We start from the raw sequence: 21,362 nt of genomic DNA on the forward strand, positions 1-21,362 counted from the left end.
TATGTCTAATCAAGTCAAACGTGTCATTTCTCGCGAAAAATATTTGAAAGTATGTGCTGCGCTAATCAGTTATCTGTTGGCGACACTGATCTCAACAGCCGCCTCGGCGAGTGATCTTGAGATCTATCAGAAACCCACCGCAGGGAAAAAAACCCTGATTATGATGCTGGATACCTCAGGCAGTATGTCGAGTTATGATGATGGCACTGCTTGTGCCGTTGATCGTTATAACAATGAGATTGGCTATACTGACTCAACAGGAGACTATCCGCGCTATTATTGTTCTACAGGGTCAAATGGGACTGGGACAAAATATTATCAGCGCATCACGCGGTTACAAGATGGTATGTATGCGGTTTTAAATAGTACAGACCCCAAACTGAATAACGTTGTAATGGGGGTTGGTAATTTTTCTGATAACTACAACACGAATTACGGAAAAATCTTGGTTAAGTCCGATACGCTGGGTCCGGTCGGGTCTGCCCAAAGGACGGCGTTAAAAAGTGCAATCGCGGGTTTGGTGGCAAATAGTTATACCCCAACTGCACATGCCTATGCAGAAGCAGCCGCATACTTGATGGGTACCACAACCTATTCAGAAACCTTGAGTTATCCGACAATCGCGGTACAGAGGTATAAGCTTGTCAGAAGTTATACAGTCGGCTCAGCAACTGGTAGTTTTGGTAATAGAAGATATCCCTATACTTATAGCTACAGTTTTTATACCTGCGCGACACCCGCCCCGACGAACTTTAGTAATAACACACAGTCCTGTAGTGACTGGGGTAATCCAACCAATACGACTGGGACCAGTAGCGAGACCTCGAATTCAAGTCCGACATGGGCAAATTCTCCGACAATTCCAACTAACGATGGCAGAAGTGGTAGCGGGACTTCTTCTAGTCCATATATTTATATTGTCAATGGAACTCAAACTCGCGCAACGCCAAATCCTGACAGTGGCGTACCTTACTCGGTATCAAGCGCCAAAAGCGGCAATAACTATATTTCACCGCTACCAGCTTCCACGGCACGTGCATCATGTGATGGTCAGGGAATCTATATTCTTTCAGATGGTGTGCCCAATAATTCAAGCAGCGATGAGGCTGCTGCAGTGATGAACCCTGCATTGACTTCGACATATAGTGATTCAACAGCTAATCTGTGTCCATCAACGGGTGGCTTACCCTTGACCTCTAGTGACTCAACTTGGAATTGTATTGGTGAGTTTTCCAAACGACTCTATGACCCCACAAAAAATCCTTCAGGCGTGTCGATTAAAACAGCGTTTGTAGGCTTTGGTACTGATTTTGGTAGTATTGCGACTGCGAGTCCTCCTTCTGATGTTCTCAATGCGTGTCATTTGGGCTCTAATCTCAAAGGAGATGCCTGTTCGCCTCAAGTTGCGACAGCAGCGACTAATCCCAATGCGAATCCAGCCAGTGGCTATGGTAATGGTGGTTTTTACTTAGCCACGACGCCAGACAATGTCACCGGAAGCGTGCTGAATTTTATTGATAACCTTGGAACCGATGCCATCAATCCGTTGGTGACGGGTGCTCCAACGGTACCTATTGATAGTTTGAATCCCAATGGATTTCAGCCTTATGGTTATTTACGGTTATTAGAACCAAATCCCGCTAAAACCTCTCTGGTGCTTTGGCGCGGGAATGTGAAAAAATATAATGTTTCGGGTGGAACATTGACTGACGCAAGTGGTACGACTGTACTCACAGCTTCTGGAACGTCGGTCAGTGGCACGAAAGATCTTTGGAATTCAACGTCCACAGCCGATGGCGGTATTATCAATACGGGTGGTGCCTATGCAAAAGTACCGATGCCGCTGTCAGGTACGCCAAATAAGATCCGAGCATTGTTTACCGATGTAGCTAGTGCGGCATCGGGAGTCTTAACCGGAATTGTAGGCAATGGATCAGATGTTGGGGTCGCCCTTACACCTGTTCCTGGCGTGACTCCAACCGCATTAACAGATATACCTTCAAAATTTATTGGTAGTGGAGCAGCTTCGCCGCTGAAGGATCTATCAACTTTGCAACAAAAAGTACTCATCAACTATCTGGGATATAACCTTCCTCTAGATAGCACAGCAATTCCCGCGTCATTACCAACACCGGGTACGTCGGCATCATTAGCTATGGGTGGGTCTATTCATGCTCAACCCATTCAATTGACCTACGCCAGTACGTTGAATGCTGACGGGTCGCTCAGTGCCCGGACAGAATCCGTGCTCTATGGCTCGATGGAAGGTGCTCTTCATCTTGTTGATGCAGGAACTGGCGCCGAACAAATGGCTTTTGTGCCTATGGAAATATTAGCTAATTCGCCACAGTTGACTGCGCTCAGTGTCGGGGCAACCGATCAATCGGCAACGCCAAATACCCCTGCGCAAGGTGTCGATGGCCCTTGGGTCGCTGATCCGGCATATACAACCAGTAAAGGCAGCACGATTGGGTCATCATCACTCACAGCATCACAAATGAATGTGTATGGTGGCCTACGGATGGGCGGTAATAGCTATTACGGTTTGAATTTGAAAGACTTTGCTAAAGCCGCTTCTACGACGTTTACGCCGACGCCTAGGCTTTTATTCAGAATAGATAAAAATAGCAGCGGATTTGGCAGAATGGGGCAGACTTGGTCTAAACCAGTGTTGGCTAATATACGTTACAACAACGCTATCACTCGAGTCATGATAGTCGGTGGGGGTTACGACCCTCAGTATGAGTCGCCATCTTATGTCCCGACTGCATCCGCCCCTGCTCAAGGGAATACGGTCTATATGGTTAATGCGAAGACAGGTGCTTTGATTTGGTCTGCTGTGGACGCGACTAATACCAATAGTAATTTAATTCACAGCATTGTTGGTCGCGTCAGTGCTATAGACCGTGATGCAGATGGATTGGTTGACAGCATCTATTTTGCGGATTTGGGTGGTCAGCTCTTCCGTGCCGATTTTAATAATACCTATGGGACCAGTACAAGCAAGTTTGGCGTCCGAGTAACGCGGTTGGCTGATTTAGCAACCAGTACTCAAAAGACGAATGGCACCAATCCACGCTTCTATGCTCCTGTCACAGTGACGATTCATGATCAAGGCGTCAATACCTTTGCTTTGATTGGTCTGGCATCGGGTAATCGCAGTTCGCCGCTTGATGTGATTGATGTCAGCTTAGGCGGGAGAGGTTTGCGTAGTCTTCCTGTGAATAATGTGTACGGTATTATAGACCGTGATCTTGCACGCAGAGATCTGATCAAATTAAGCTCAGACGGTTCGAAATATATCAATACCAATGGGACGACTTTCTCTTCAGCGACTGTAGATAAAACGCTCAGTAATTTGCAGCAGAATCCGCAAAGCTTGACGGGCGATATCCCTAGTACCTTCTTCCCAGCAAATTCATCGACTACTGCAAAAGATGGCTGGTACCGTTCATTGTCAAGTACTTCAAATGGGACAGAAAAAGCGGATGGTTCATTTAGGTATCCGGGCGGTATTAAGGCATTTGAAGATGAACCCATCGCGATTACGGGCCTACTAAAAATCCCCGTTTATGATCCACAAGGAACAGGTGTCCCTGCAGGAAACCCCTGTGATCCGCGTGTGGTCGGTGAAACGGATGCACAAACGTACTGTTTACCTTATGGTGTGTGTTTGACCAGTACAGGTGCCATAGATACGACTAAACAGTCGAGTACCGGTTTTCAATTGGTTGCAAAGAGCTCTACGGATGCGACCCTCGTGAATGGTAATGTATTGGGTGCTGGGATCAGGGGCTTTGTATTGGGAGATGGTGGCGCATCTACGGATCCGAATGCAACATGCCGGAATATCACTTTGATCGGTAATACCGCTGGAGCAGGGACTTGGAACTGTGCACGTAAACTGGTTCCGACCATGTGGTATGAGAAAAAACCTAATATAAGTAAGGTGCAGTAATATGGACACTGCAATGCGTAGCAAAGGGTTTACGCTGATCGAGTTGATGATTGCTTTGGTAATAGTGGTGGTGCTGACCATCATGGCTTTACCATCGTATAACCGCTATATCCGCTCATCAGCACGTGCCGATGCGCAAAGTCAAATGGTTAAGATTGCAGGTGATCTTGAGCGTTGGCGGGCGAAAAATTTAAGCTATGCGAATTTTACGCCTGAGATTGCCTTTGCATCCACGCCTGGGAGTATTGTGGATTCTACGACCACCAATGCGACGATTTATTTACCAAAAGGCAGTACGAGTGCAAACTATAAGTATCAACTCGCGCTGCTTGATGGGAGTACAAGAACATCGTCGTTAACGTCTTCTGGGCTCACAGCAGGACAGCGCTGGATTCTGGTCGCACAACCGAACACGGCTAATTCAACACTCAGCTTGGCTTCAAGACTGGTGCTGAGCAGTCAGGGTGTACGCTGTATGACAGACTCCGCGCTGACGGATGCGACTATGAAAAGTAATATCAAGGATACGACCAATACTAGTGACTCTGCATTGTGTGCGGGAACATCGAAACCGTGGTGATGCCCTCTTAAATTTCAGCTCGAAATGGACTTTGGCGATGAGTAAAAAAAAGAATGGTTTTACCTTAATCGAGCTTATGCTTGTTGTTGCCGTCATTGGTGTGCTTGCGGCTATAGCTCTGCCTATGTATCAACAATATGTCATTCGTGAGAATCGTACCGAAACTCAAGCGGCAATGATTCAGATTGCACAACGTTTGGCGGCCTATAAGCTGGTTAATAACGACTATAATACCACCTTGTCAAATAGTGCGATCTATGGCTTTAGTGGATATCCAGCGACAAGCCGACCTTATTATACTTTCACACTGGATACGACGACGGTCGTAGGTGGATGGACGTTAACGGCAACTCCCGTGGCAGGCACGCGGCAATCGGGTGACGGTGCGATTCTATTAAATGATCAGGGGCAGCGCTGTTGGACCAAAACAGCAACGCCTTGTACGCTGAGCGCCACTTCAGGATGGGATATTGGCTCTACGACTTAAAATTTCCTTCACATTTCAGAAAAAATAACGTAGAATAGCCCCCTTTTTGGAAGAACTGCGTCTGTGCCTAGTGTTTGACCTCTTTATAAGGTTTTGGTATGGGCGGTGCTCATTAACATGAGCGGTTGTTATTAGATTTTGATATCAGTTCTATTGTTATTTTCAGTTTAAGTGAGTGTCGTACATGGTCGTTATTCGTCTTGCCCGTGGTGGTGCCAAAAAGCGTCCGTTCTATCAAGTTATTGTGACTGATAGCCGTAATCCACGCGATGGCCGTTTCATCGAACGCATTGGTTTTTTCAACCCAACCGCTAAAGGCCAAGCTGAAAAGCTGCGTCTGAATGCAGAACGTTATGCATACTGGATTTCAAACGGTGCACAACCTTCTGATCGCGTTGCATCTTTAGCATCAACTGCTAAAAAAGAAGCTGCTGCGGTAACTGCTGCTTAATCGCATCTTTTGAAGATGGACACTTGTTGTCGCTGCACATGCGTTGCGGCAACATCCAATAGTGCAAATGCGCCAAAGGCTGCATAGGTGAAACGATGCATTTAGACGCTGTGCCTTTAGACGTGCTCCCCACTGATCGAATCAAAGTGGGTGAGTTACGTGCAGCATATGGCTTGCAAGGTTGGTTATGGTTGTATTCCGATACGGATCCAATCAGTAATATCTTTGGCTATCAGCCATGGTGGGTGGAAACACGCACGGGCTGGAAGCAAATGGAAGTCAAACGTTGGCGAACACAAGGCAAGGGTCTGGTGGTTTCGCTGGTGGGTGTCTTAGATCGTACCGCAGCAGATTTGCTGATGGGCGCTACCATTTGGGTGAACCGTGCAGCATTGCCTGCAGCACCAGCCAATGAATATTACTGGTCAGATTTGGTGGGGCTACACGTGTATGCCTATGATATTCAAGATTCAGCAGTTGAGCCGGCTCCAGTCTTCCTCGGTGCGATTCATGAGTTGTTTGAAACGGGAGCGAATGATGTCATCGTTGTTCGTCCTGTGGCTGGCAGTGTGGACCAAGTTGAACGACTGATTCCATGGCACAAAGATATCATCCGCAACATTGATATGACTGCAAAGCGTATGGATGTGAACTGGGGCGTTGACTACTAAGCAATTAAGGTTAACGGTCTGATTGATATCCAGTGTAGATCGTTGACTTGAAGCAAGGTGGGTTTATGTGGTTTGCGATCATTACCCTATTTCCCGACATGTTTGCTGCTGTGCGCGACTTTGGGATTACAGGACGGGCGATTGCACGGGGTCAAGTCAGTGTGACTTGTCTTAATCCACGGGATTACACACACGATGCGTATCGCCGTGTTGATGAGCGTCCCTTTGGCGGTGGTCCCGGTATGGTGATGTTGGCAGAGCCTCTGGCAGATGCCATTAACCATGCAAAAGCACTGGCTGCCGAGCAAGGCCTTATGAATGTGCCGGTGGTGTATTTGTCACCGCAAGGTCGCAAACTGGATGAAACAGGCGTAAAAGCCTTACAGCATTACGATGGTATGATTTTGCTGTGTGGTCGCTATGAAGGGATTGATGAGCGTTTGATCCAGCTCTATGTGGACCAAGAATGGTCTATCGGTGACTATGTGCTTACAGGCGGTGAATTGCCTGCCATGGTGCTGATGGATAGTATGATCCGTCGTATCCCTGATGTGATGGGGGATAATGCGTCAGCTGAACAAGACTCTTTTGTCGATGGTTTACTGGATTGTCCGCACTACACGCGTCCAGATACCTTTCAAGGGTTGGATGTGCCGGATGTGCTGAAAAGCGGCCACCATCTTGAGATTGAAAAGTGGCGCTTTTTGCAAAGCGTGACGCGAACCAAAGCTCGGCGTCCTGAACTATTCAAGGATGTCACACTGTCGAAGCAGCAACAAAAATGGCTGAATGAGGCAGAAAAGAAAGCGCGTATACCTGCGCAACAGATTCAAACGAAATCCCCAGACTAAAAGGGATGATGTTTTTAAAGCATGATTCTTTGGAATCGATTTAAAAAGTCAAATTTTAGTCCATGATGGTTGTTTTTAAGCCATTAGGTTTTATCAAATGTTGTACCTACTTAAAAAGTAGTTAATTTAACGAGTGATATGCGCCAGTTTGATGGGTTGTGACTCATGGTGAGTGATAACACGCAAACGATAGCCTCTTTCCTCAGTTGCTTGATTCATTATTGATTGAATCAGTGACATTTATGGAGTATCCACAATGAGTGGCAAGCACCCTTTAGTACAAATCGTTGAAACAGCTCAGCTTAAACAAAATATCCCTGCGTTTGCACCAGGTGATACTGTTGTTGTTCAAGTTAAAGTAAAAGAAGGTGATCGTGAACGTACACAGGCTTATGAAGGCATTGTGATTGCGATCAAAAACCGCGGTATCAACTCTGCGTTCACCGTACGTAAAATTTCTAACGGTGTTGGTGTTGAGCGTGTGTTCCAAACTCACTCACCAATCATCGCTGGTATCGAAGTGAAACGCCGTGGTGCGGTTCGTCGTGCTAAGTTGTACTACCTCCGTGACTTGGCTGGTAAAGCTGCACGTATCCGCGAAAAATTGCCACAACGTAAAGTTGTTGCAAAAGCTGCTCCTGCCGCTAAATAAGCTGCAGATGATGGCAAAAAACGCACATTTTTGTGCGTTTTTTTATGCCTGTGTTTTGAGCTGTGACAAGATTTGACTGAAGAAATTGCAAAGACGGCACGTAATTTAAGGCACCTGTCTTCATTCTCTTGGTAGAATTACTGGAGGCCAACCAATGGGTTGGTCGATCAATCATAAGGTGTGTTGATGACGTTCATTCCTGGTTTATCACAAGCAGAAGCGATCGCTGTAGGTCACTCTGTAGCGTTGCCTCAGCTGTTGATTGATGCGCAGACTCAGGTCAAGGCGGATTTACTGCATGTGATTGATCAGCAGGACTGGCCGGAAATTTTGCACAAGGCCGTTCGCCATGCGGCCTTGCAAGGTGGCAAGCGTGTCCGACCTGCGTTGGTTTATATGGCTTGTGCGGCATGTGCATTGGATGATGTTTTATATCCGGCTGCTGCAAGACGGGCTGCGGTTGCGATAGAGCTGATCCATTGCTATTCGTTGGTGCATGATGATTTACCCTGTATGGATGATGATGAACTGCGCCGAGGTCAACCGACCGTGCATGTCGTGTATGGCGAAGCCAACGCACTGCTGGCAGGTGATGTTTTACAGTCTTTAGCTTTTGAGGTGTTATCCGGCTCTTGGTTTTCTGATCAAACGCTTTCTGCATCCGTTCAACTGGCTCAGATGCAGAGCTTGTCGCAAGCGGCCAGTCAGATGGTAAAGGGGCAGTTATTGGATCTTGCTGCGGAAACCAAGCAGGTGGGGGAGCAAGAGCTGGAAACGATTCATGTGAATAAAACGGGTGCGCTGATCCGTTCTGCGGTACGGATGGGTGCCTATGCCGCTGGGATGATGACTCCGGCAGTACTCAATGATCTGGATCGTTTTGCCTATGCCTTAGGCTTAGCATTTCAAGTGCAGGATGACGTATTGGATGTGACCTCCACGACCGAAACTTTAGGCAAACCTGCGGGTTCTGATGAGAAGCTGCAAAAGTCGACCTATCCCTCATTGCTTGGACTTACTGCTGCACAGCAACGTGCCATTGATCTGCATCATGAAGCCATTCAAGCATTGGCAGGCTTTGATCAACGTGCTGATGGCTTGCGAGCGTTAGCAGATTTCTTGTTAAAGCGAACGGCGTAAATAAACCTGACCAGTACTTAACTCAAAAGCGCCTTGTTTTAAGGCACTCCCCAGATAAAGATACTAAGCATCGTCACTAAACACGTTGCGGTGAGCCAAAGACTCATGGCTTTACGCTTGCGCAAGCTGAAAAACAAGATATAACCCGCAAGTGATAAAATCAGAATCACTACCGCACTGATATCAATAACCCATTGCCACAAGACTCCTGCATTCTTGCCGCGATGTAGATTATTGAGCGTATCGATGGTTGTTGCAGGGGTAATTTTGATTTCGGTGTGCCCCGTATCCAGCATTACGGCAATATCGCTATGGCCCTTAACACCTTCCAGACGCATATCAAGTTCACCATCGACCACGTCACTGCTTTTAAAGGCACCTAATAAGGGCTGAGTCAGTGGTTGTTTACGAATGCTATCCAGCAACAAGGCAGCAGGGTTTTCTAGAGTTTTTGCTTGGGTGATTACCGCTGTTGGTAGGGTAGTCGTTAGCGTGACTTCTTTAGATTCACTGGCAAACCAATCAGGATGATTGAGAAGTAGTCCGGTGGCCGAAAAGAAAATTAACGATAAAAAAGCAAAGGCAGATAGCCATGCATGAACATGTCGTGCATGGCGATAGAAGTCAGATTTACGATAACTCAAACGACCCGATAAACGATGCAAGATCGTCTGTGTCGAGGCTTTTTTTAGTCGATTTTCCTCAGCATGGATCGAGTGTTCACTGCGTTTTCGCGTCATTAAATTGCTCGATCAAAACGAAGTTTCAGATCACCCAATTCATCTTTGGCGGGTAGTGATTTACTGCTGGCTTTCGGCCCGGCATCAAGATCGAAGGTCTGATAGCTATGGGCACCATGTTCACGTGCAGCTTCAATATGTACGGTGTATTTGCCTTGTGGCACCAGTTGCCCAGCATCATCTTTACCATCCCAGATGGCGGTGTAGTGTCCAGGCGCACGGGAAGGCTTGGCAATGGTATCGAGATTCGGTGTGGTGCGACCATAACGCTTCCACCAAATATAGTTGGAATCAATCCACTTCTCTTTAGAGCCCCAAACATGGAGCGTACGGATCAATTTACGATCCGCATTGGTGACCCAAATCACCACGTATGGTGCTTTGTAGTTAGAGGATTCGATCTTGGGAATATCGTAGTCGAGCACAGCACTATAGCCTGCTGGCCATGTGCTGCTTGTCGCAGCGGTGGTTGTATTCGCAACACGTTGCAAGGTGCCATAGTGCTGCTCTGTGGCAACCAGCTCATGCCAGCCGCTTGAATTAAAGGTTTCCCCATTGGTGAGCGTCAGTTGCGCTTCAACGTGTTGAAGCTGTTCAATCAGAGCCATTGCGTCTTGCGGCGTCATCGCGGCAAGCGCCGTCGCCAAAGCATCTGCATCCGCGGCATGCGGGGCAACGACAATGCTTTGCTCGACATGATTGAGTGCAGCGCCAGAGACTGGCGAGATCAAATGAGAGTCAAGTATATTGTTGCGACCAACCTGATCACGGGCTCCTTGACCACTGAAAGCAACGGCCGCTGATTTTGTGAGCTGTAGTGCTTGAGCTGGTACTAGGTTATCTGCACGTTGACCTGCATCTCTTAAACCAATCTGCCAACCTGAAGCGCGCGGAGCTTGTCCCCAGACTTTGACATCCCCGCCAATATCGACCATCAACCCAGACAACTCGGGTACGGCTTGGCGTGCAGCACTGATCGCCCGGTCAATAATATAGCCCTTGGCCAGTGCATCCGTAGCAAATTGCACGCCTTGGGGACGGGTAACGCGCTGGCTTTGAGGATTGAGAAGCACTTCGGCTTGATGGGCTTGTTCAACAAGGTCAGAGACATTATCAGCACCCTGAGCTTTGGCTTGAATCACACCACCCATGCGTGCGCTAAAGGCACCGCAAGTTTGATTGCGCCAGTTTTCACAAGCTTGGAGCACTGCAAATAAATCATCAGATACGGCGACAGATTGGCCATTCTGTATGGCTTGATTGAGGGCACTGATTTCGCTGTCGCTGCGGTAGGTACTGAGAATTTGATCAAGGCGCTGAATTTCAGCTGTTGCTGCCGCAAAGGCACGTTGGGTTTGTTCAGCGGTCGCACTGATGGCGAGGACATCCAGTGAGGTCCCCAGAATATGATCTTGATGAAAACGCGCTTGATGCTTTGGCTTGACGTTGCTACTGGATTGAACGGAGGTCGTGGTGTCATCTTTCAGGATGGCTTGTGCAGACACGAGAGTCGGCATGCAGATTGATAAACCAAATCCTGCCACGGTCAATAATTGAAGCACAAGGGGACGGAGTACGAATTGACGAGTGGTTGACGACATGAAGGCGTTCTCCAAAATGCAAAGCGAGATCAATCATCGTGAGAACAAGTCACTGAATGATGATAAAAGAAGTGAAAAGTGATCGGCAGTTGCCTATCTGAGAATAATATTGCAATTGAGATCGATTATCAACTATTGATTATCAAGGGTAGTTTCTATACGCTGAATGTCATTCAAAAATAGATGATGAATAGCTTATTAAGGAACCGTCCATGCTGCAATCGTTTACACCCTATCCCGAAAAAATTCGTCAGCAGATGATGATCTTAGCGTTGATTTCGATGACGAATAGCGCTTTTGCGGCGCCCTTTTTGTTGCCAGAGCAGTTTGATGTGGATGCCAGAACAACCAGCATTACGGTGCAAAGTGGACTTACGGGCGATAGTTTTTTTGTTCCGAATCGTAACTTTAAAACAGAATTTAGCATCACTACGCCTGATGGACAAAGCAAAATCGTGCCTGCCAACGTCGAGCTTAAAAAATTTAGTCTGATTGAGACTGATGTGAGCCAGAGTGGCACCTATCTGATTCAAACCGTCAATACGCTAGTCATTCCTACTCGTTATGTTTTATCCGATGGACAATGGCTCCGTGTGGTCCCAACTAGACCGCCGATGGCAGGTATGAAAGACATGCCTAAAAAAGAAGGTGGGGATAAACCCGGGGCTGACAAAGGAGACATTGCTAAGGCAACCCCGGCCAAAGCAACCTCAATTGGCGAAGATAAACTGCCTGCAGGCGCGCAGCTCTTTACCAGTAATGCGCTGAACAAAGCAGTGACCTATGTGACCAAAGGTATCCCTGCGCCGCTTGCCGCATTCACCAATAAAGGTTTTGAAGTCCGACCTGTCACGCATCCGAGTGAAGCGTATGTGACGGATGGTTTTGAGTTTGAAGCGCGCTTTGATGGCAAACCGGCTGCAGGATTAACGTTTAGTGTGGCTCGCGGTGTGAGTCAATACGACAAGGAGGGCAAGCGTGAGCGCCCTGATGTGGTGACGGATCAGCAAGGGCATGGCAAAGTCACTTTTGATCTGCCCGGTGTTTACTTGATTTCAACGACATATCCCGCGCTAATGTCCGATCGTAGCGTCCAACCTCCCGCACAAACGGTTAATTTTGGATTAACGATTGAAGTAGCGCCTTAGTGAGATGCGTTAGGATCTTTAACTCACTCTAAGCATCGATAGCTTGGCATTTTAAAGTGCCATTTTGGTCTATAATCATGAAATAAGCTTGGATCAAGCATATAAAAATGAAGGAGATCAGAATGACACAAATCGTCCCCGTGCTCGGTGAAAATATTCCGCAAAGAGGTACGGTATGGAGTCGCCAGTTTTGGACAAATCTGGTTCGACTGCAAGGATGGAAAGTGCTTGGCGAAGTGCCTAATATCCCAAAAGCAGTGATGATTGGTGCGCCTCATACCTCGAATCAAGATGGTGTTATTGGATTACAGATGGTTTTGGCCATGGGCTTAGAAATACATCTGATGGCTAAAAACAGCCTCTACAGACCGCCTTTTCGTGCCGCAATGGATTGGTTGAAGATGATGCCGATTGATCGTACTTCATCCCATGGTCTGGTCGAGCAAATGTGCCATGCGTTTGATTCACATGATAAGTTCTGGTTGGGACTTGCACCTGAAGGCACTCGAGATTCATCTGAAACCTGGAAAAGTGGTTTTTATCGAATTGCTTATGCTGCGAAAGTCCCGATTGTGATGGTGGGATTCGATTTTAAAAATAAAAATGTGAAATTCTTAGGGTGCTTTGAAGCGAGCGGTAATTTTGATGCTGATTTACCAAAAATTCTCGCATTCTACAAAAACACTTCACCTGCCAACCCAGAACGCCTTTCCAAGCCGCTGCGCATGCTCTAGAGTACGCGCAGGCGAGTTTGTTTCATCAAACATCCCGAACCCCTAAGAATTGAACGAGAGTGAAGTAATGCGTTTTCATCAACAAATGAAGTCATTAGGATTGTGGGCAGGGATTGGTTTAAGTATTGCGGTAATCAATGGGTGTACGACGACACCTCCACCAGCACCCGTTGTACAGCCCCGTCAACCAATTATTGCTTTGGCACTGGGTGGTGGTGGGGCAAAAGGGTTTGCGCATATTGGTATTATCAAGGTATTGGAGTCGCATGGCATCCACCCGCAAATCGTAACGGGCACTAGTGCCGGTAGTTTTGTCGGCAGTTTATATGCCAGCGGCATGAGCCCGTACCAATTACAAGAAACGGCGCTGGCACTGAAAGAGTCCGATATTCGTGATATGACGCTGAGCAGTCAAGGTTTTATCATTGGTCAAAAACTGCAAGATTATGTCAATCTTAAAGTGAATCAGAAACCGATGGAGCAATTTCCGATTCGCTTTGCTGCGGTGGCAACACAACTGGATACAGGCGCACGCACCGTTTTTACCCGTGGTAATACTGGGCAAGCGGTACGCGCATCATGCAGTATCCCCAATGTCTTTATTCCCGCCACGATTGCAGGTAAGAAGTATGTCGATGGGGGATTGGTGAGCCCGATTCCTGTGGCGGCTGCACGGGATATGGGAGCCGACATCGTGATTGCGGTGGATATCTCAGCACGTCCAAAGCCAGGGCAGTCTTCTAATGTGCTGGGTGTGCTTGACCAAACGCTGAATATCATGGGACAGCAGGGGATTGATAAGGAGTTGGCACAGGCTAATGTGATTATTAAACCGAACGTCGGCAATGTCGGCGTGCTTGATTTGACTACTCGTCAGCAAAGTATTTTGGAAGGGGAGCGTGCAGCACAGGCGCAGCTCAGTGCGATTGATCGCGTGCTGACCCAATTTAAGGCTTCGGCTGCAGCTCGTCAGCCTGCTAATAAGCCTCGGCTATAATCGCGTTTAAACGAAAAAAAAACGCGTTTTTCATCAGAAGAACGCGGTTTTTTATTAAAAACGCTTTTCAACCGTTAAAAGTACATTGGGTACGGTTTCGGCTTTACGGCTTTGATAGAAGGCCCCATCGAGATTATCTAGTTCAGAGTATTGATCGGTACTGAGCAAATTACGCGCTGCAAATGTGACCGCCCAGCCATCATCAAAGCGCTTGGTGGTGCTGATGTCGAGGCTGGTGCGCGCATTTAAGCGGCTGACATAAGACTGTCCTTGTACAGGACTTTCATAAGCGGGGGTATAGCCGAGATTGATATTGCTGAGCCAACGCCATGGTTTGTATTGATAAGAAACTCCGACACTGGCGGTATAAGGGGCAACGCCGCTGGCATGTTGATCCGCTTGGCCATCATTTTGCAGGATTGCGCGGATGGTCGAGACTTGTCCGCTGATCAAGAGTTTATGGGCTTTACCTACGGGGATGTTCCAGCGACCATCCAGCTCCATACCCGTTGCTACGGCATCGCCCTGATTCTGTGGGCTTTGGATATAGCGACCATTGGCAAGGGTAATGACGTTGCCGATATAGTTATTGATATCGCGATAAAAGCCCGTCAGATTAAATCCACCATCTGGTGAGTTATAGGTCAAGGTACTTTCGAACGAATGAATTTCTTGAGGCTTGAGATGGGGGTTACCGCTGCTATCTGGGTTATTCAGCGAGCCTGCGTCTGCCCCTGTAGCCTGCGTCACGACTGGGGACAATTGTTGTGGCTGCGGAGTCTGACTACTTTGGTTGTAGCCTGCTTGCAGTGACCATTCTTTGTCGAATTGATATTTATAAAAAATAGCCGGATTGAGTGCTTGCTGGTCATAATCAACCAGTCCACTGCGTTGTAACCATTCCTGACGCAGACCGGCGGTCAGAATTTGATGTTCAGTGATTTTCCAATTTTCTTCACCATACACTGCGTACTTATTCTCTTGGATACTGGCGGTTTGGCTACTGTCTATGGTTGCCCAAGAGTTCTGGAATCCATACTTGATTTCTTGATTGGTCAAATCTTTAATAATGCCATCAAAACCAGCAGAGTAGGTTTGACGACCATCACTGACTTGGCGAATGCCGTTGGGGCGAAAGTCAGTTTCATCTTCATTTTGCCACTGTCCTGATAGCCTAAAGGTTTGTTTATTCACACCCGGCGTGCGTTCAAGACGCAGAGCTACCCGAGTGTTGTCGCCGTTGACTTGGGATTGATCCGTATTGGTGGAGCTGGTATTGGCTTGTTGGCTGTACATCAGGTCAGAGAAGACTTTGGTGATCTCGTCCCACTTGTAGGTCATACGGGTTGAGAACATTTCAAAATCATTGGCACTGGAACTGTTTTGCGTAGTGGTATTGAGTCCAGTGGGCGTAACATTGGTCAATAAGGTTTGACTGTCGCCGCTGTTACGATTGTAAATCGCAGAGGTGCTATAACTGAAATTGCCTTCTTTACCATCCAGTTGTAAGTTGAGCTGGCGTTTATTGTTGCCTAGCGTGTCATCGCCATAGGTGCCATAACCTGCTTTTACCACACCCGTGATGGGCGCGCTGGCACTTTGCCCGTCTTTTAAAATGATATTGATGACACCGCCAGAAGCACCAGAAGCCTGAGTGACGCTGGCTTGTTTGGTGACTTCAATGCGATCAATCATATCAACACTGATGGTATCGACCAGTGAGGTGCCGACACGTTTGCCGCCTTGTATTGCCTCACCGTTGATTTGGATCACAGGCGGTACAGACAGACCGCGAAATGATGAACGACCCACACCACCACTGCCCATTTGAATCCCTGCTGCACGGCGTAAGGCATCCGTCACAGAGATATCGCCATAATTGATCATTTCTGCTTGGGTGATGACGGTTTTGCGGATGGCACTGATTTCTGTCGGGTCCTCAGTTTCTAATTTTCCCGTAACGACGATGGTTGCTAGAACTTGATCATTTGCAGCCGTTTTATTGGGGGTGTCTGATGTGTTTGCATCAGTTGAGTTGCGGGGCGAATTCGCTCCTGTTTGGTTGCTATTGGATTGTACGGTTGTATCTGTCGCTGGAGATAATGCAGGATTGCTGTCTGCATAGACCGTACTGCCCAAGCTGGCAGGAAAGAGTCCAATAAACAATAAGCGGTGCAGCCTAGTCATGGTAAATGTCTCAAAAAACAGCATTAAATAATAAAATATAGAATTGATTTGACCCTAGCATAAGGATGAAAAGTGCAGAGAGCATGAATTTTTTAAGGAGAAAAATATAAATTTTAAATCTTAACTTAGGGGCTGTATCAATATTAAGATTGCTATTGAGATTGGTTATCATTTATTATAACGCAAGCTTTATGACTGATCATCGGGTGATGAGCATGTTTTTAAGCCTAAAAAGATTTTCAATATGATCACCACCCGCGATCAGTACTTGAGTGTGCGGATTGTTGGTGGATAACGGTCTTGAGGTAAAATTATGTCTTCCGCCATATTCAGTGCAGAGATTCATCCAGTAGAATCGCAGCAGATACAGGCGATACATCCGCAGTCTAGTAAACGTACTATGGTGATTGTCGCACTGGTTGTGGTGGCACATGGTTTGATTTTACTCGGATTGGCACTCGTCCGATCTACCATCAACGTGGTTCCTGCACAAACCATTGCCGTACGTATGGTAGCGATTGTGCCTGAGCAGCCTAAACCGGTGCCACCAAAACCTGTAGTGAAACCTAAAGAAGTCCCCATCGTTAAGGCCTTGCCAAAACCAAAGCCCTTACCGATCTTGGTTGCCCCGAAAACCGCGAAGAGTCCTGTATCGGTGCCTCCGGTAGAAAAAGCGATTGAAAAGCCTATGGATAACCCTCCTCCTGTTGTGGCCGCGCCGCCAGTGCCTGCTGCGCCACCGCAAAAAGAGGAGCCAGCACCGCCTAAAATGGTTGAAGGGGTGGCTTATCTCAAACAACCCGAGCCGATTTATCCTGATGCAGCGCGTGCTTCTGGGGACACGGGTAAAACGATTGTGCGGGCGTTGATCAACGTCAACGGCTTGGTTGATGATGTCTCTGTGAAGAAAACATCTGGCAGCGCACTTTTAGATCGTGCGGCAATGCAAGCTGTTAAAAAAGCACGCTTTAAACCGTATCGTGAAAATGGTGTAGCACAAGCGGTCTATACATTAATACCGATAGAGTTCAATCTAGGCCAAGATTAGAATGACATATTTAAAGTCATGATCTATTTTACGCAAGAATACCAATAAGGGTTGTGGTTATGAGTTTTATCGATTTTTGGACACATGCAGATTTCTTGAGTAAATCACTGTCTTTTGTTTTGCTCATCATGTCGATTGCAACATGGACCATCGTGATTCTTCGTGTGCTGGCCACGCGTCAAGCGACGGCAAGCTCGGCAAAGGAGCTCAACCAATCGATTGCAGAACTTGCGATCCGCAGTGCTAATTTATCGACTGAAAATCGACGGGATGTGGCTGAGCAAGTCTTGCTCCAGCAATTAGCACGCACACGGAATGATGTCGAGCGAGGAGTTTCGATTTTAGGAACGATCGCATCGGTCTCTCCGTTCGTCGGTTTGTTTGGAACGGTTTGGGGTATTTTTCACGCCCTTGCTGCGATTGGACAATCTGGACAGGCTGGCCTTGCGCAAGTGGCGGGTCCTGTGGGTGAGGCTTTGATTATGACGGGTATGGGGTTGGCTGTTGCGATACCCGCAGTACTGGCCTACAACTTGTGTGTGCGTCTGAATCGTGTGCTGCTGAATAAGCTTCATGATCAAGCGCATAGCTTGCTGGTTGAAGAATTATTGACCCTCAGCCCAGCGCAAGTTAAGCCTCAGCTTGGAGGTCAGGTCTGATGGGTTTCCATTTGGGTGATGACACCGATCAAGGAATGAGTGAGATCAACCTCATTCCACTGATTGATATTATGCTCGTGCTGATGATCATTTTTTTGGTGACAGCGACGATCGTGAATCCTGCGGTGAAGCTCAATCTGCCTAAAGCAGACGCTGCGGTTGTGCCTGATCAACCGGAAGTCGTGACCTTGAGCATTGATGCGGCAGGCGTGATTCATTGGAATCAGGATGTGGTGAGCTTGGATGAGGTCGCGAAGCGAATGAATGCCGCGGCACAGTCACCGACCAAGCCGTCTTTGCATTTACGGACAGATCGTGAGGCCAAGTACGATACGCTGGCACAAGTGCTGGCACGGGCCAATCAGGCTGGTTTAACCGATTTGGCCTTTGTGAGTGAAGCAACGCATTAAGAGCGTTAGTGCCAAAGCGGCATCAGCGCCGAATAAAATAAGGGATTGCCACCAATACGGTGCCAATCCCAACGATCAGATAGCTATTAGAAATAAAATACGGAAAGACCATCAATAAGATGCCGCAAATCAGTGGAATAACGGCACTTTGCTTACGACCATAGACAAAGAACCCTAACCCAATCGCACCGAATAACACACCCCATAATAAAGTTGCGGTATCCATGAGATATCCTTATCCAAAGTGCGCGCAACGTCTTTAGGTCGCTGCAAGATCCAATTTGACTGCGAGGGGAGAGGTTGTCGGTGGGGTATACAGTGCCATGCGATCCAGAATTTTTGCAGGATCTTGTTCCACCATCAGGAGCTCACGATGCGGTGGCTTAACGAAGCCTTCATCGGCTGCATGGTCCAAGAATGCAATCAGTTGATCATAGTAGCCTGCGATATTGAGCAAACCGCAGGGTTTATGGTGAAAACCCAACTGGGCCCATGTCCAAACTTCAAATAACTCTTCAAAGGTGCCGATGCCACCGGGCAAAGCGATAAAACCTTCTGAATGCTCAGCCATCAGTGCTTTACGTTCATGCATCGACTTGGTGACGTGCAGTTCGGTGAGCCCCTGATGTGCGACTTCCTTGAGCAATAACCCTTCTGGGATGACCCCGATTACCCGTCCACCTTGCTCAAGCATACGATTGGCCACTGCACCCATGACGCCGATCTGTGCGCCACCATAAACCAGTCCGATATTGCGCTCAACAAGCACGTCTGCAAGTTGCTTGGCGCTCTCGACGTAGGCGGGGTTTTTTCCACTGTTTGAACCGCAGTACACGCAAATATTTTTTAGCTTCATAACTGACCTCGATTCAATGAAGGCTTGGCGCTAGTAATATCTTTTGCAAGCAATAGGATGTCATTAGATCGTTTCTTCAGAGAAGTATTGCTTGAGTTTAGCCAGCTTAGGTGGAATCGCAAAGGTGCAATACCCTTGTTCAGGATTCTTCTCATAGAAATTCTGATGGTACTCTTCAGCGCGATAAAAAGTTGGGGCCGGCGACAGTTCGGTGACGACATTCACCCCATTGGCTTTCAGTTCAGCGATTTTCGCAGCAGCAATGTCTTTCTGAGCGTCGTTCTCATAGAAAATTACGGAACGATATTGCGTACCGATGTCATTGCCCTGACGGTTTAAGCTGGTTGGATCATGGGTGGCAAAGAAAATATCAAGGATGCGTTCATAGGAGATCTGGGTTGGGTCAAAATCAATAGCAATGACTTCCGCATGTCCTGTCGCGCCCGTGCAGACTTGCTCATAGCTGGGATTAGGACGTGCACCGCCTGCATAGCCACTGACCACAGCATGTACGCCGCGTACGGCGCGAAAGACGGATTCACTACACCAGAAACAGCCGCCACCCACGATCGCACGTGAAAGTGCATCGGATGGATTTGCAAGTGTCATGATCATGCTCCTAATTTGGGGGGGTCTATATCGGGTTATCTCTATGCTTTGACGTTAGCACATTGCGGATAATGCTGGGCATCTATTGCGTTGGGGCAATGTTAAAACGGGTATTTATTCATCAACCAATTGTTTTACGGTAAGTTTCAAAACGAAACGAGATGCCGCTTTTCTCATCAATCAAAGTGCTGCGATCAAAGAATGGGTCTGGATCGAGCGTCCAATCATTGGGAATTTCTGGGTAATGGGCTTCGCCTCGCACATCCAGATCGACATGGGTAATCTCTAAACGGTCAGCAAACGGTAAAGTTAAATGAAATAACTCGCCGCCTCCAATCACATATACGGAAGATTGTCCGCGGGCTATCGCATCTTGTGCGGCATCCGTCAGCAGATCTTCGACATTTTGCCTAACGTGCACCCCATCGTGTTGCCAGTCGGTTTGACGGGTGAGGACCCAATGGCTGCGATTGGGCAGCAAGCGTCCAAGCGAGTCAAAGGTCTTGCGACCCATGACGATGACCCCACCTTGAGTAATCTGTTTAAAATGTTGTAAATCGGCAGGAATATGCCAGGGTAATTGATTGTCTACGCCGATACAGTGCTGATTATCCATCGCAACAACATGGACAATTTCAATCGGGTTTCCAGCGATATTCCAACTCATGAACGATCCTTATTTCTCTGATGTAGTAGGGTGCGCAAACATGCGTATCGCGACCCTAGGAGATCAGTGTATTAAACAGCAACTGCCGCTTTAATTGCAGGGTGGTGTTCGTAATTGACTAACTCTAAATCTGCATATTCAAATGCAAAGAGATCTTTGATCTCCGGATTGATTTTTAGGGTGGGCAGCGCCATAGGCTCACGGCTTAGCTGCAGTTTAGTCTGTTCAAAATGATTGCTGTACAAATGGCTATCGCCACCGGTCCAGACAAACTCACCGACATCAAGATCCGTGACCTGCGCAATTAAATGGGTGAGCAATGCATAACTGGCAATGTTGAAGGGCACACCTAAGAAAATATCGGCACTGCGTTGATACAGCTGGCAGGAGAGTTTGCCATTGGCCACATAGAACTGGAACATGGTATGGCAAGGAGGCAAGGCCACTTGTCCCGCTTCAGCGGGATTCCATCCAGAGATAATCAGGCGACGCGAATCAGGATTGGTTTTGATTTCATTGACTAGCCAAGCGATCTGATCAAAACCATCTTTGGCATAGCTGCCATCGGGATTTTTTGTTGCGCCGAAGTTACGCCATTGATGACCATAAACTGGTCCTAAATCATCTTCATCTCGACCAAAACGCGCACATTGCTCAGCGGTCGCCCATTCGTTCCAGATGGTTACGCCATTGTCCTTGAGGTACTGGACATTAGTGTCGCCTTTCAAGAACCAGAGCAGTTCAACAGCCACGGACTTAAAGTGCACGCGTTTGGTGGTCAGGATTGGAAAGCCTTTTTGCAGGTCAAAACGCATTTGATAGCCAAAAACAGAGCGCGTACCCGTGCCAGTACGGTCGGTTTTATCCACACCATGCTCAAGCACATGGCGCATCAGATCAAGATAATTTTTCATGC

General features: G+C 47.5%; 22 protein-coding genes. 14 read left to right on the forward strand and 8 right to left on the reverse strand.

Annotation, left to right across the window (positions count from 1 at the left end):
* Position 1: 1 nt before the first annotated feature.
* From HYN46_RS00565 to HYN46_RS00600, 8 genes are all read left to right on the forward strand, one after another.
* A complete protein-coding gene (locus tag HYN46_RS00565; protein WP_114897631.1) occupies positions 2–3,958 on the forward strand; it encodes a pilus assembly protein in 3,957 nt (1,318 codons plus the stop codon).
* 1 nt (position 3,959) lies between these two features.
* Entirely contained in the window at positions 3,960–4,538 is a 579-nt protein-coding gene (locus tag HYN46_RS00570; protein ID WP_114900492.1) for a type IV pilin protein, read from the forward strand.
* A 37-nt stretch (positions 4,539–4,575) separates the two neighbouring features.
* Positions 4,576–5,025, forward strand: a complete 450-nt coding sequence (locus HYN46_RS00575; RefSeq protein WP_114897632.1) for a type IV pilin protein — start codon at positions 4,576–4,578, stop codon at positions 5,023–5,025.
* Positions 5,026–5,209: 184 nt separating this feature from the next.
* Positions 5,210–5,476 (forward strand): 30S ribosomal protein S16, encoded by a 267-nt coding sequence (gene rpsP / locus HYN46_RS00580; RefSeq protein ID WP_114897633.1) that lies wholly within the window; start codon positions 5,210–5,212, stop codon positions 5,474–5,476.
* A gap of 95 nt (positions 5,477–5,571) precedes the next feature.
* The gene (gene rimM / locus HYN46_RS00585; protein WP_114897634.1) at positions 5,572–6,147 is read left to right on the forward strand and encodes a ribosome maturation factor RimM; all 576 of its coding nucleotides are present in this window, start codon (positions 5,572–5,574) and stop codon (positions 6,145–6,147) included.
* Positions 6,148–6,212: 65 nt separating this feature from the next.
* Positions 6,213–6,998, forward strand: a complete 786-nt coding sequence (gene trmD, locus HYN46_RS00590) for a tRNA (guanosine(37)-N1)-methyltransferase TrmD (RefSeq protein ID WP_114897635.1) — start codon at positions 6,213–6,215, stop codon at positions 6,996–6,998.
* Between the two features lie 256 nt (positions 6,999–7,254).
* On the forward strand, positions 7,255–7,650 hold the full coding sequence (rplS, locus tag HYN46_RS00595) for a 50S ribosomal protein L19 (RefSeq protein ID WP_114897636.1): 396 nt from the start codon (positions 7,255–7,257) through the stop codon (positions 7,648–7,650).
* A gap of 186 nt (positions 7,651–7,836) precedes the next feature.
* Positions 7,837–8,790: a polyprenyl synthetase family protein gene (locus HYN46_RS00600; RefSeq protein ID WP_114897637.1), complete on the forward strand. Its 954-nt coding sequence runs from the start codon at positions 7,837–7,839 to the stop codon at positions 8,788–8,790.
* Positions 8,791–8,828: 38 nt separating this feature from the next.
* Here the strand turns inward: HYN46_RS00600 and HYN46_RS00605 are convergent, their stop codons facing one another.
* Together HYN46_RS00605 and HYN46_RS00610 are read right to left on the reverse strand one after the other, a co-directional pair.
* Positions 8,829–9,530, reverse strand: a complete 702-nt coding sequence (locus tag HYN46_RS00605) for a PepSY-associated TM helix domain-containing protein (RefSeq protein ID WP_114897638.1) — start codon at positions 9,528–9,530, stop codon at positions 8,829–8,831.
* Positions 9,530–11,131, reverse strand: coding sequence for a DUF2271 domain-containing protein (locus HYN46_RS00610; protein ID WP_114897639.1), 1,602 nt, complete (start codon positions 11,129–11,131; stop codon positions 9,530–9,532). Before HYN46_RS00610 ends, HYN46_RS00605 begins: the two co-directional genes overlap by 1 nt.
* Positions 11,132–11,343: 212 nt before the next feature.
* On the opposite strand from HYN46_RS00610, the gene HYN46_RS00615 reads away from it, so the two are divergent.
* The 3 genes from HYN46_RS00615 (at position 11,344) to HYN46_RS00625 (ending at position 14,010) form a co-directional block, all read left to right on the forward strand.
* Positions 11,344–12,279, forward strand: a complete 936-nt coding sequence (locus HYN46_RS00615; RefSeq protein WP_114897640.1) for a DUF4198 domain-containing protein — start codon at positions 11,344–11,346, stop codon at positions 12,277–12,279.
* A 122-nt stretch (positions 12,280–12,401) separates the two neighbouring features.
* The gene (locus tag HYN46_RS00620) at positions 12,402–13,013 is read left to right on the forward strand and encodes a 1-acyl-sn-glycerol-3-phosphate acyltransferase (protein WP_162818044.1); all 612 of its coding nucleotides are present in this window, start codon (positions 12,402–12,404) and stop codon (positions 13,011–13,013) included.
* Between the two features lie 67 nt (positions 13,014–13,080).
* Entirely contained in the window at positions 13,081–14,010 is a 930-nt protein-coding gene (locus HYN46_RS00625; RefSeq protein ID WP_114897642.1) for a patatin-like phospholipase family protein, read from the forward strand.
* Positions 14,011–14,064: 54 nt separating this feature from the next.
* On the opposite strand, the gene HYN46_RS00630 is transcribed toward HYN46_RS00625, so the two are convergent.
* Positions 14,065–16,197, reverse strand: a complete 2,133-nt coding sequence (locus HYN46_RS00630; RefSeq protein ID WP_162818045.1) for a TonB-dependent receptor plug domain-containing protein — start codon at positions 16,195–16,197, stop codon at positions 14,065–14,067.
* A gap of 313 nt (positions 16,198–16,510) precedes the next feature.
* Between HYN46_RS00630 and HYN46_RS00635 the strand changes: the two genes are divergently transcribed.
* From HYN46_RS00635 to HYN46_RS00645, 3 genes are read left to right on the forward strand one after another with little or no spacing between them, the layout of a single operon-like run.
* A complete protein-coding gene (locus tag HYN46_RS00635) occupies positions 16,511–17,245 on the forward strand; it encodes an energy transducer TonB (RefSeq protein WP_114897644.1) in 735 nt (244 codons plus the stop codon).
* Between the two features lie 59 nt (positions 17,246–17,304).
* Positions 17,305–17,904: a MotA/TolQ/ExbB proton channel family protein gene (locus tag HYN46_RS00640; protein ID WP_114897645.1), complete on the forward strand. Its 600-nt coding sequence runs from the start codon at positions 17,305–17,307 to the stop codon at positions 17,902–17,904.
* Positions 17,904–18,314 (forward strand): ExbD/TolR family protein, encoded by a 411-nt coding sequence (locus HYN46_RS00645; protein WP_114897646.1) that lies wholly within the window; start codon positions 17,904–17,906, stop codon positions 18,312–18,314. The genes HYN46_RS00640 and HYN46_RS00645 overlap by 1 nt, the downstream gene beginning before the upstream one ends.
* 22 nt (positions 18,315–18,336) lie before the next feature.
* Here the strand turns inward: HYN46_RS00645 and HYN46_RS00650 are convergent, their stop codons facing one another.
* The 5 genes from HYN46_RS00650 to HYN46_RS00670 form a co-directional block, all read right to left on the reverse strand.
* Positions 18,337–18,540: a hypothetical protein gene (locus HYN46_RS00650; RefSeq protein WP_114897647.1), complete on the reverse strand. Its 204-nt coding sequence runs from the start codon at positions 18,538–18,540 to the stop codon at positions 18,337–18,339.
* Between the two features lie 33 nt (positions 18,541–18,573).
* Positions 18,574–19,170, reverse strand: coding sequence for an LOG family protein (locus HYN46_RS00655; RefSeq protein WP_114897648.1), 597 nt, complete (start codon positions 19,168–19,170; stop codon positions 18,574–18,576).
* A 63-nt stretch (positions 19,171–19,233) separates the two neighbouring features.
* Positions 19,234–19,779 carry a peptide-methionine (S)-S-oxide reductase MsrA gene (gene msrA, locus HYN46_RS00660; protein ID WP_114897649.1) on the reverse strand — a complete coding sequence of 182 codons (546 nt, stop codon included), beginning with the start codon at positions 19,777–19,779 and terminating at the stop codon, positions 19,234–19,236.
* Positions 19,780–19,900: 121 nt separating this feature from the next.
* Positions 19,901–20,434 carry a dihydrofolate reductase gene (locus HYN46_RS00665; protein WP_114900493.1) on the reverse strand — a complete coding sequence of 178 codons (534 nt, stop codon included), beginning with the start codon at positions 20,432–20,434 and terminating at the stop codon, positions 19,901–19,903.
* An 83-nt stretch (positions 20,435–20,517) separates the two neighbouring features.
* The gene (locus HYN46_RS00670; protein WP_114897650.1) at positions 20,518–21,360 is read right to left on the reverse strand and encodes a thymidylate synthase; all 843 of its coding nucleotides are present in this window, start codon (positions 21,358–21,360) and stop codon (positions 20,518–20,520) included.
* Between the last annotated feature and the right edge of the window lie 2 nt (positions 21,361–21,362).

The organism is Aquirhabdus parva (assembly GCF_003351745.1).
GTDB classification, from domain to species: Bacteria; Pseudomonadota; Gammaproteobacteria; order Pseudomonadales; family Moraxellaceae; genus Aquirhabdus; species Aquirhabdus parva.

Excerpts from the sequence above, each read along its gene's own strand:
- HYN46_RS00565 (WP_114897631.1), top strand. The coding sequence starts at position 2 with ATGTCTAATCAAGTCAAACGTGTCATTTCTCGCGAAAAATATTTGAAA.
- HYN46_RS00570 (WP_114900492.1), top strand. The coding sequence starts at position 3,960 with ATGGACACTGCAATGCGTAGCAAAGGGTTTACGCTGATCGAGTTGATG.
- HYN46_RS00575 (WP_114897632.1), top strand. The coding sequence starts at position 4,576 with ATGAGTAAAAAAAAGAATGGTTTTACCTTAATCGAGCTTATGCTTGTT.
- rpsP (WP_114897633.1), top strand. The coding sequence starts at position 5,210 with ATGGTCGTTATTCGTCTTGCCCGTGGTGGTGCCAAAAAGCGTCCGTTC.
- rimM (WP_114897634.1), top strand. The coding sequence starts at position 5,572 with ATGCATTTAGACGCTGTGCCTTTAGACGTGCTCCCCACTGATCGAATC.
- trmD (WP_114897635.1), top strand. The coding sequence starts at position 6,213 with ATGTGGTTTGCGATCATTACCCTATTTCCCGACATGTTTGCTGCTGTG.
- rplS (WP_114897636.1), top strand. The coding sequence starts at position 7,255 with ATGAGTGGCAAGCACCCTTTAGTACAAATCGTTGAAACAGCTCAGCTT.
- HYN46_RS00600 (WP_114897637.1), top strand. The coding sequence starts at position 7,837 with ATGACGTTCATTCCTGGTTTATCACAAGCAGAAGCGATCGCTGTAGGT.
- HYN46_RS00605 (WP_114897638.1), bottom strand. The coding sequence starts at position 9,530 with ATGACGCGAAAACGCAGTGAACACTCGATCCATGCTGAGGAAAATCGA.
- HYN46_RS00610 (WP_114897639.1), bottom strand. The coding sequence starts at position 11,131 with ATGTCGTCAACCACTCGTCAATTCGTACTCCGTCCCCTTGTGCTTCAA.
- HYN46_RS00615 (WP_114897640.1), top strand. The coding sequence starts at position 11,344 with ATGCTGCAATCGTTTACACCCTATCCCGAAAAAATTCGTCAGCAGATG.
- HYN46_RS00620 (WP_162818044.1), top strand. The coding sequence starts at position 12,402 with ATGACACAAATCGTCCCCGTGCTCGGTGAAAATATTCCGCAAAGAGGT.
- HYN46_RS00625 (WP_114897642.1), top strand. The coding sequence starts at position 13,081 with ATGCGTTTTCATCAACAAATGAAGTCATTAGGATTGTGGGCAGGGATT.
- HYN46_RS00630 (WP_162818045.1), bottom strand. The coding sequence starts at position 16,197 with ATGACTAGGCTGCACCGCTTATTGTTTATTGGACTCTTTCCTGCCAGC.
- HYN46_RS00635 (WP_114897644.1), top strand. The coding sequence starts at position 16,511 with ATGTCTTCCGCCATATTCAGTGCAGAGATTCATCCAGTAGAATCGCAG.
- HYN46_RS00640 (WP_114897645.1), top strand. The coding sequence starts at position 17,305 with ATGAGTTTTATCGATTTTTGGACACATGCAGATTTCTTGAGTAAATCA.
- HYN46_RS00645 (WP_114897646.1), top strand. The coding sequence starts at position 17,904 with ATGGGTTTCCATTTGGGTGATGACACCGATCAAGGAATGAGTGAGATC.
- HYN46_RS00650 (WP_114897647.1), bottom strand. The coding sequence starts at position 18,540 with ATGGATACCGCAACTTTATTATGGGGTGTGTTATTCGGTGCGATTGGG.
- HYN46_RS00655 (WP_114897648.1), bottom strand. The coding sequence starts at position 19,170 with ATGAAGCTAAAAAATATTTGCGTGTACTGCGGTTCAAACAGTGGAAAA.
- msrA (WP_114897649.1), bottom strand. The coding sequence starts at position 19,779 with ATGACACTTGCAAATCCATCCGATGCACTTTCACGTGCGATCGTGGGT.
- HYN46_RS00670 (WP_114897650.1), bottom strand. The coding sequence starts at position 21,360 with ATGAAAAATTATCTTGATCTGATGCGCCATGTGCTTGAGCATGGTGTG.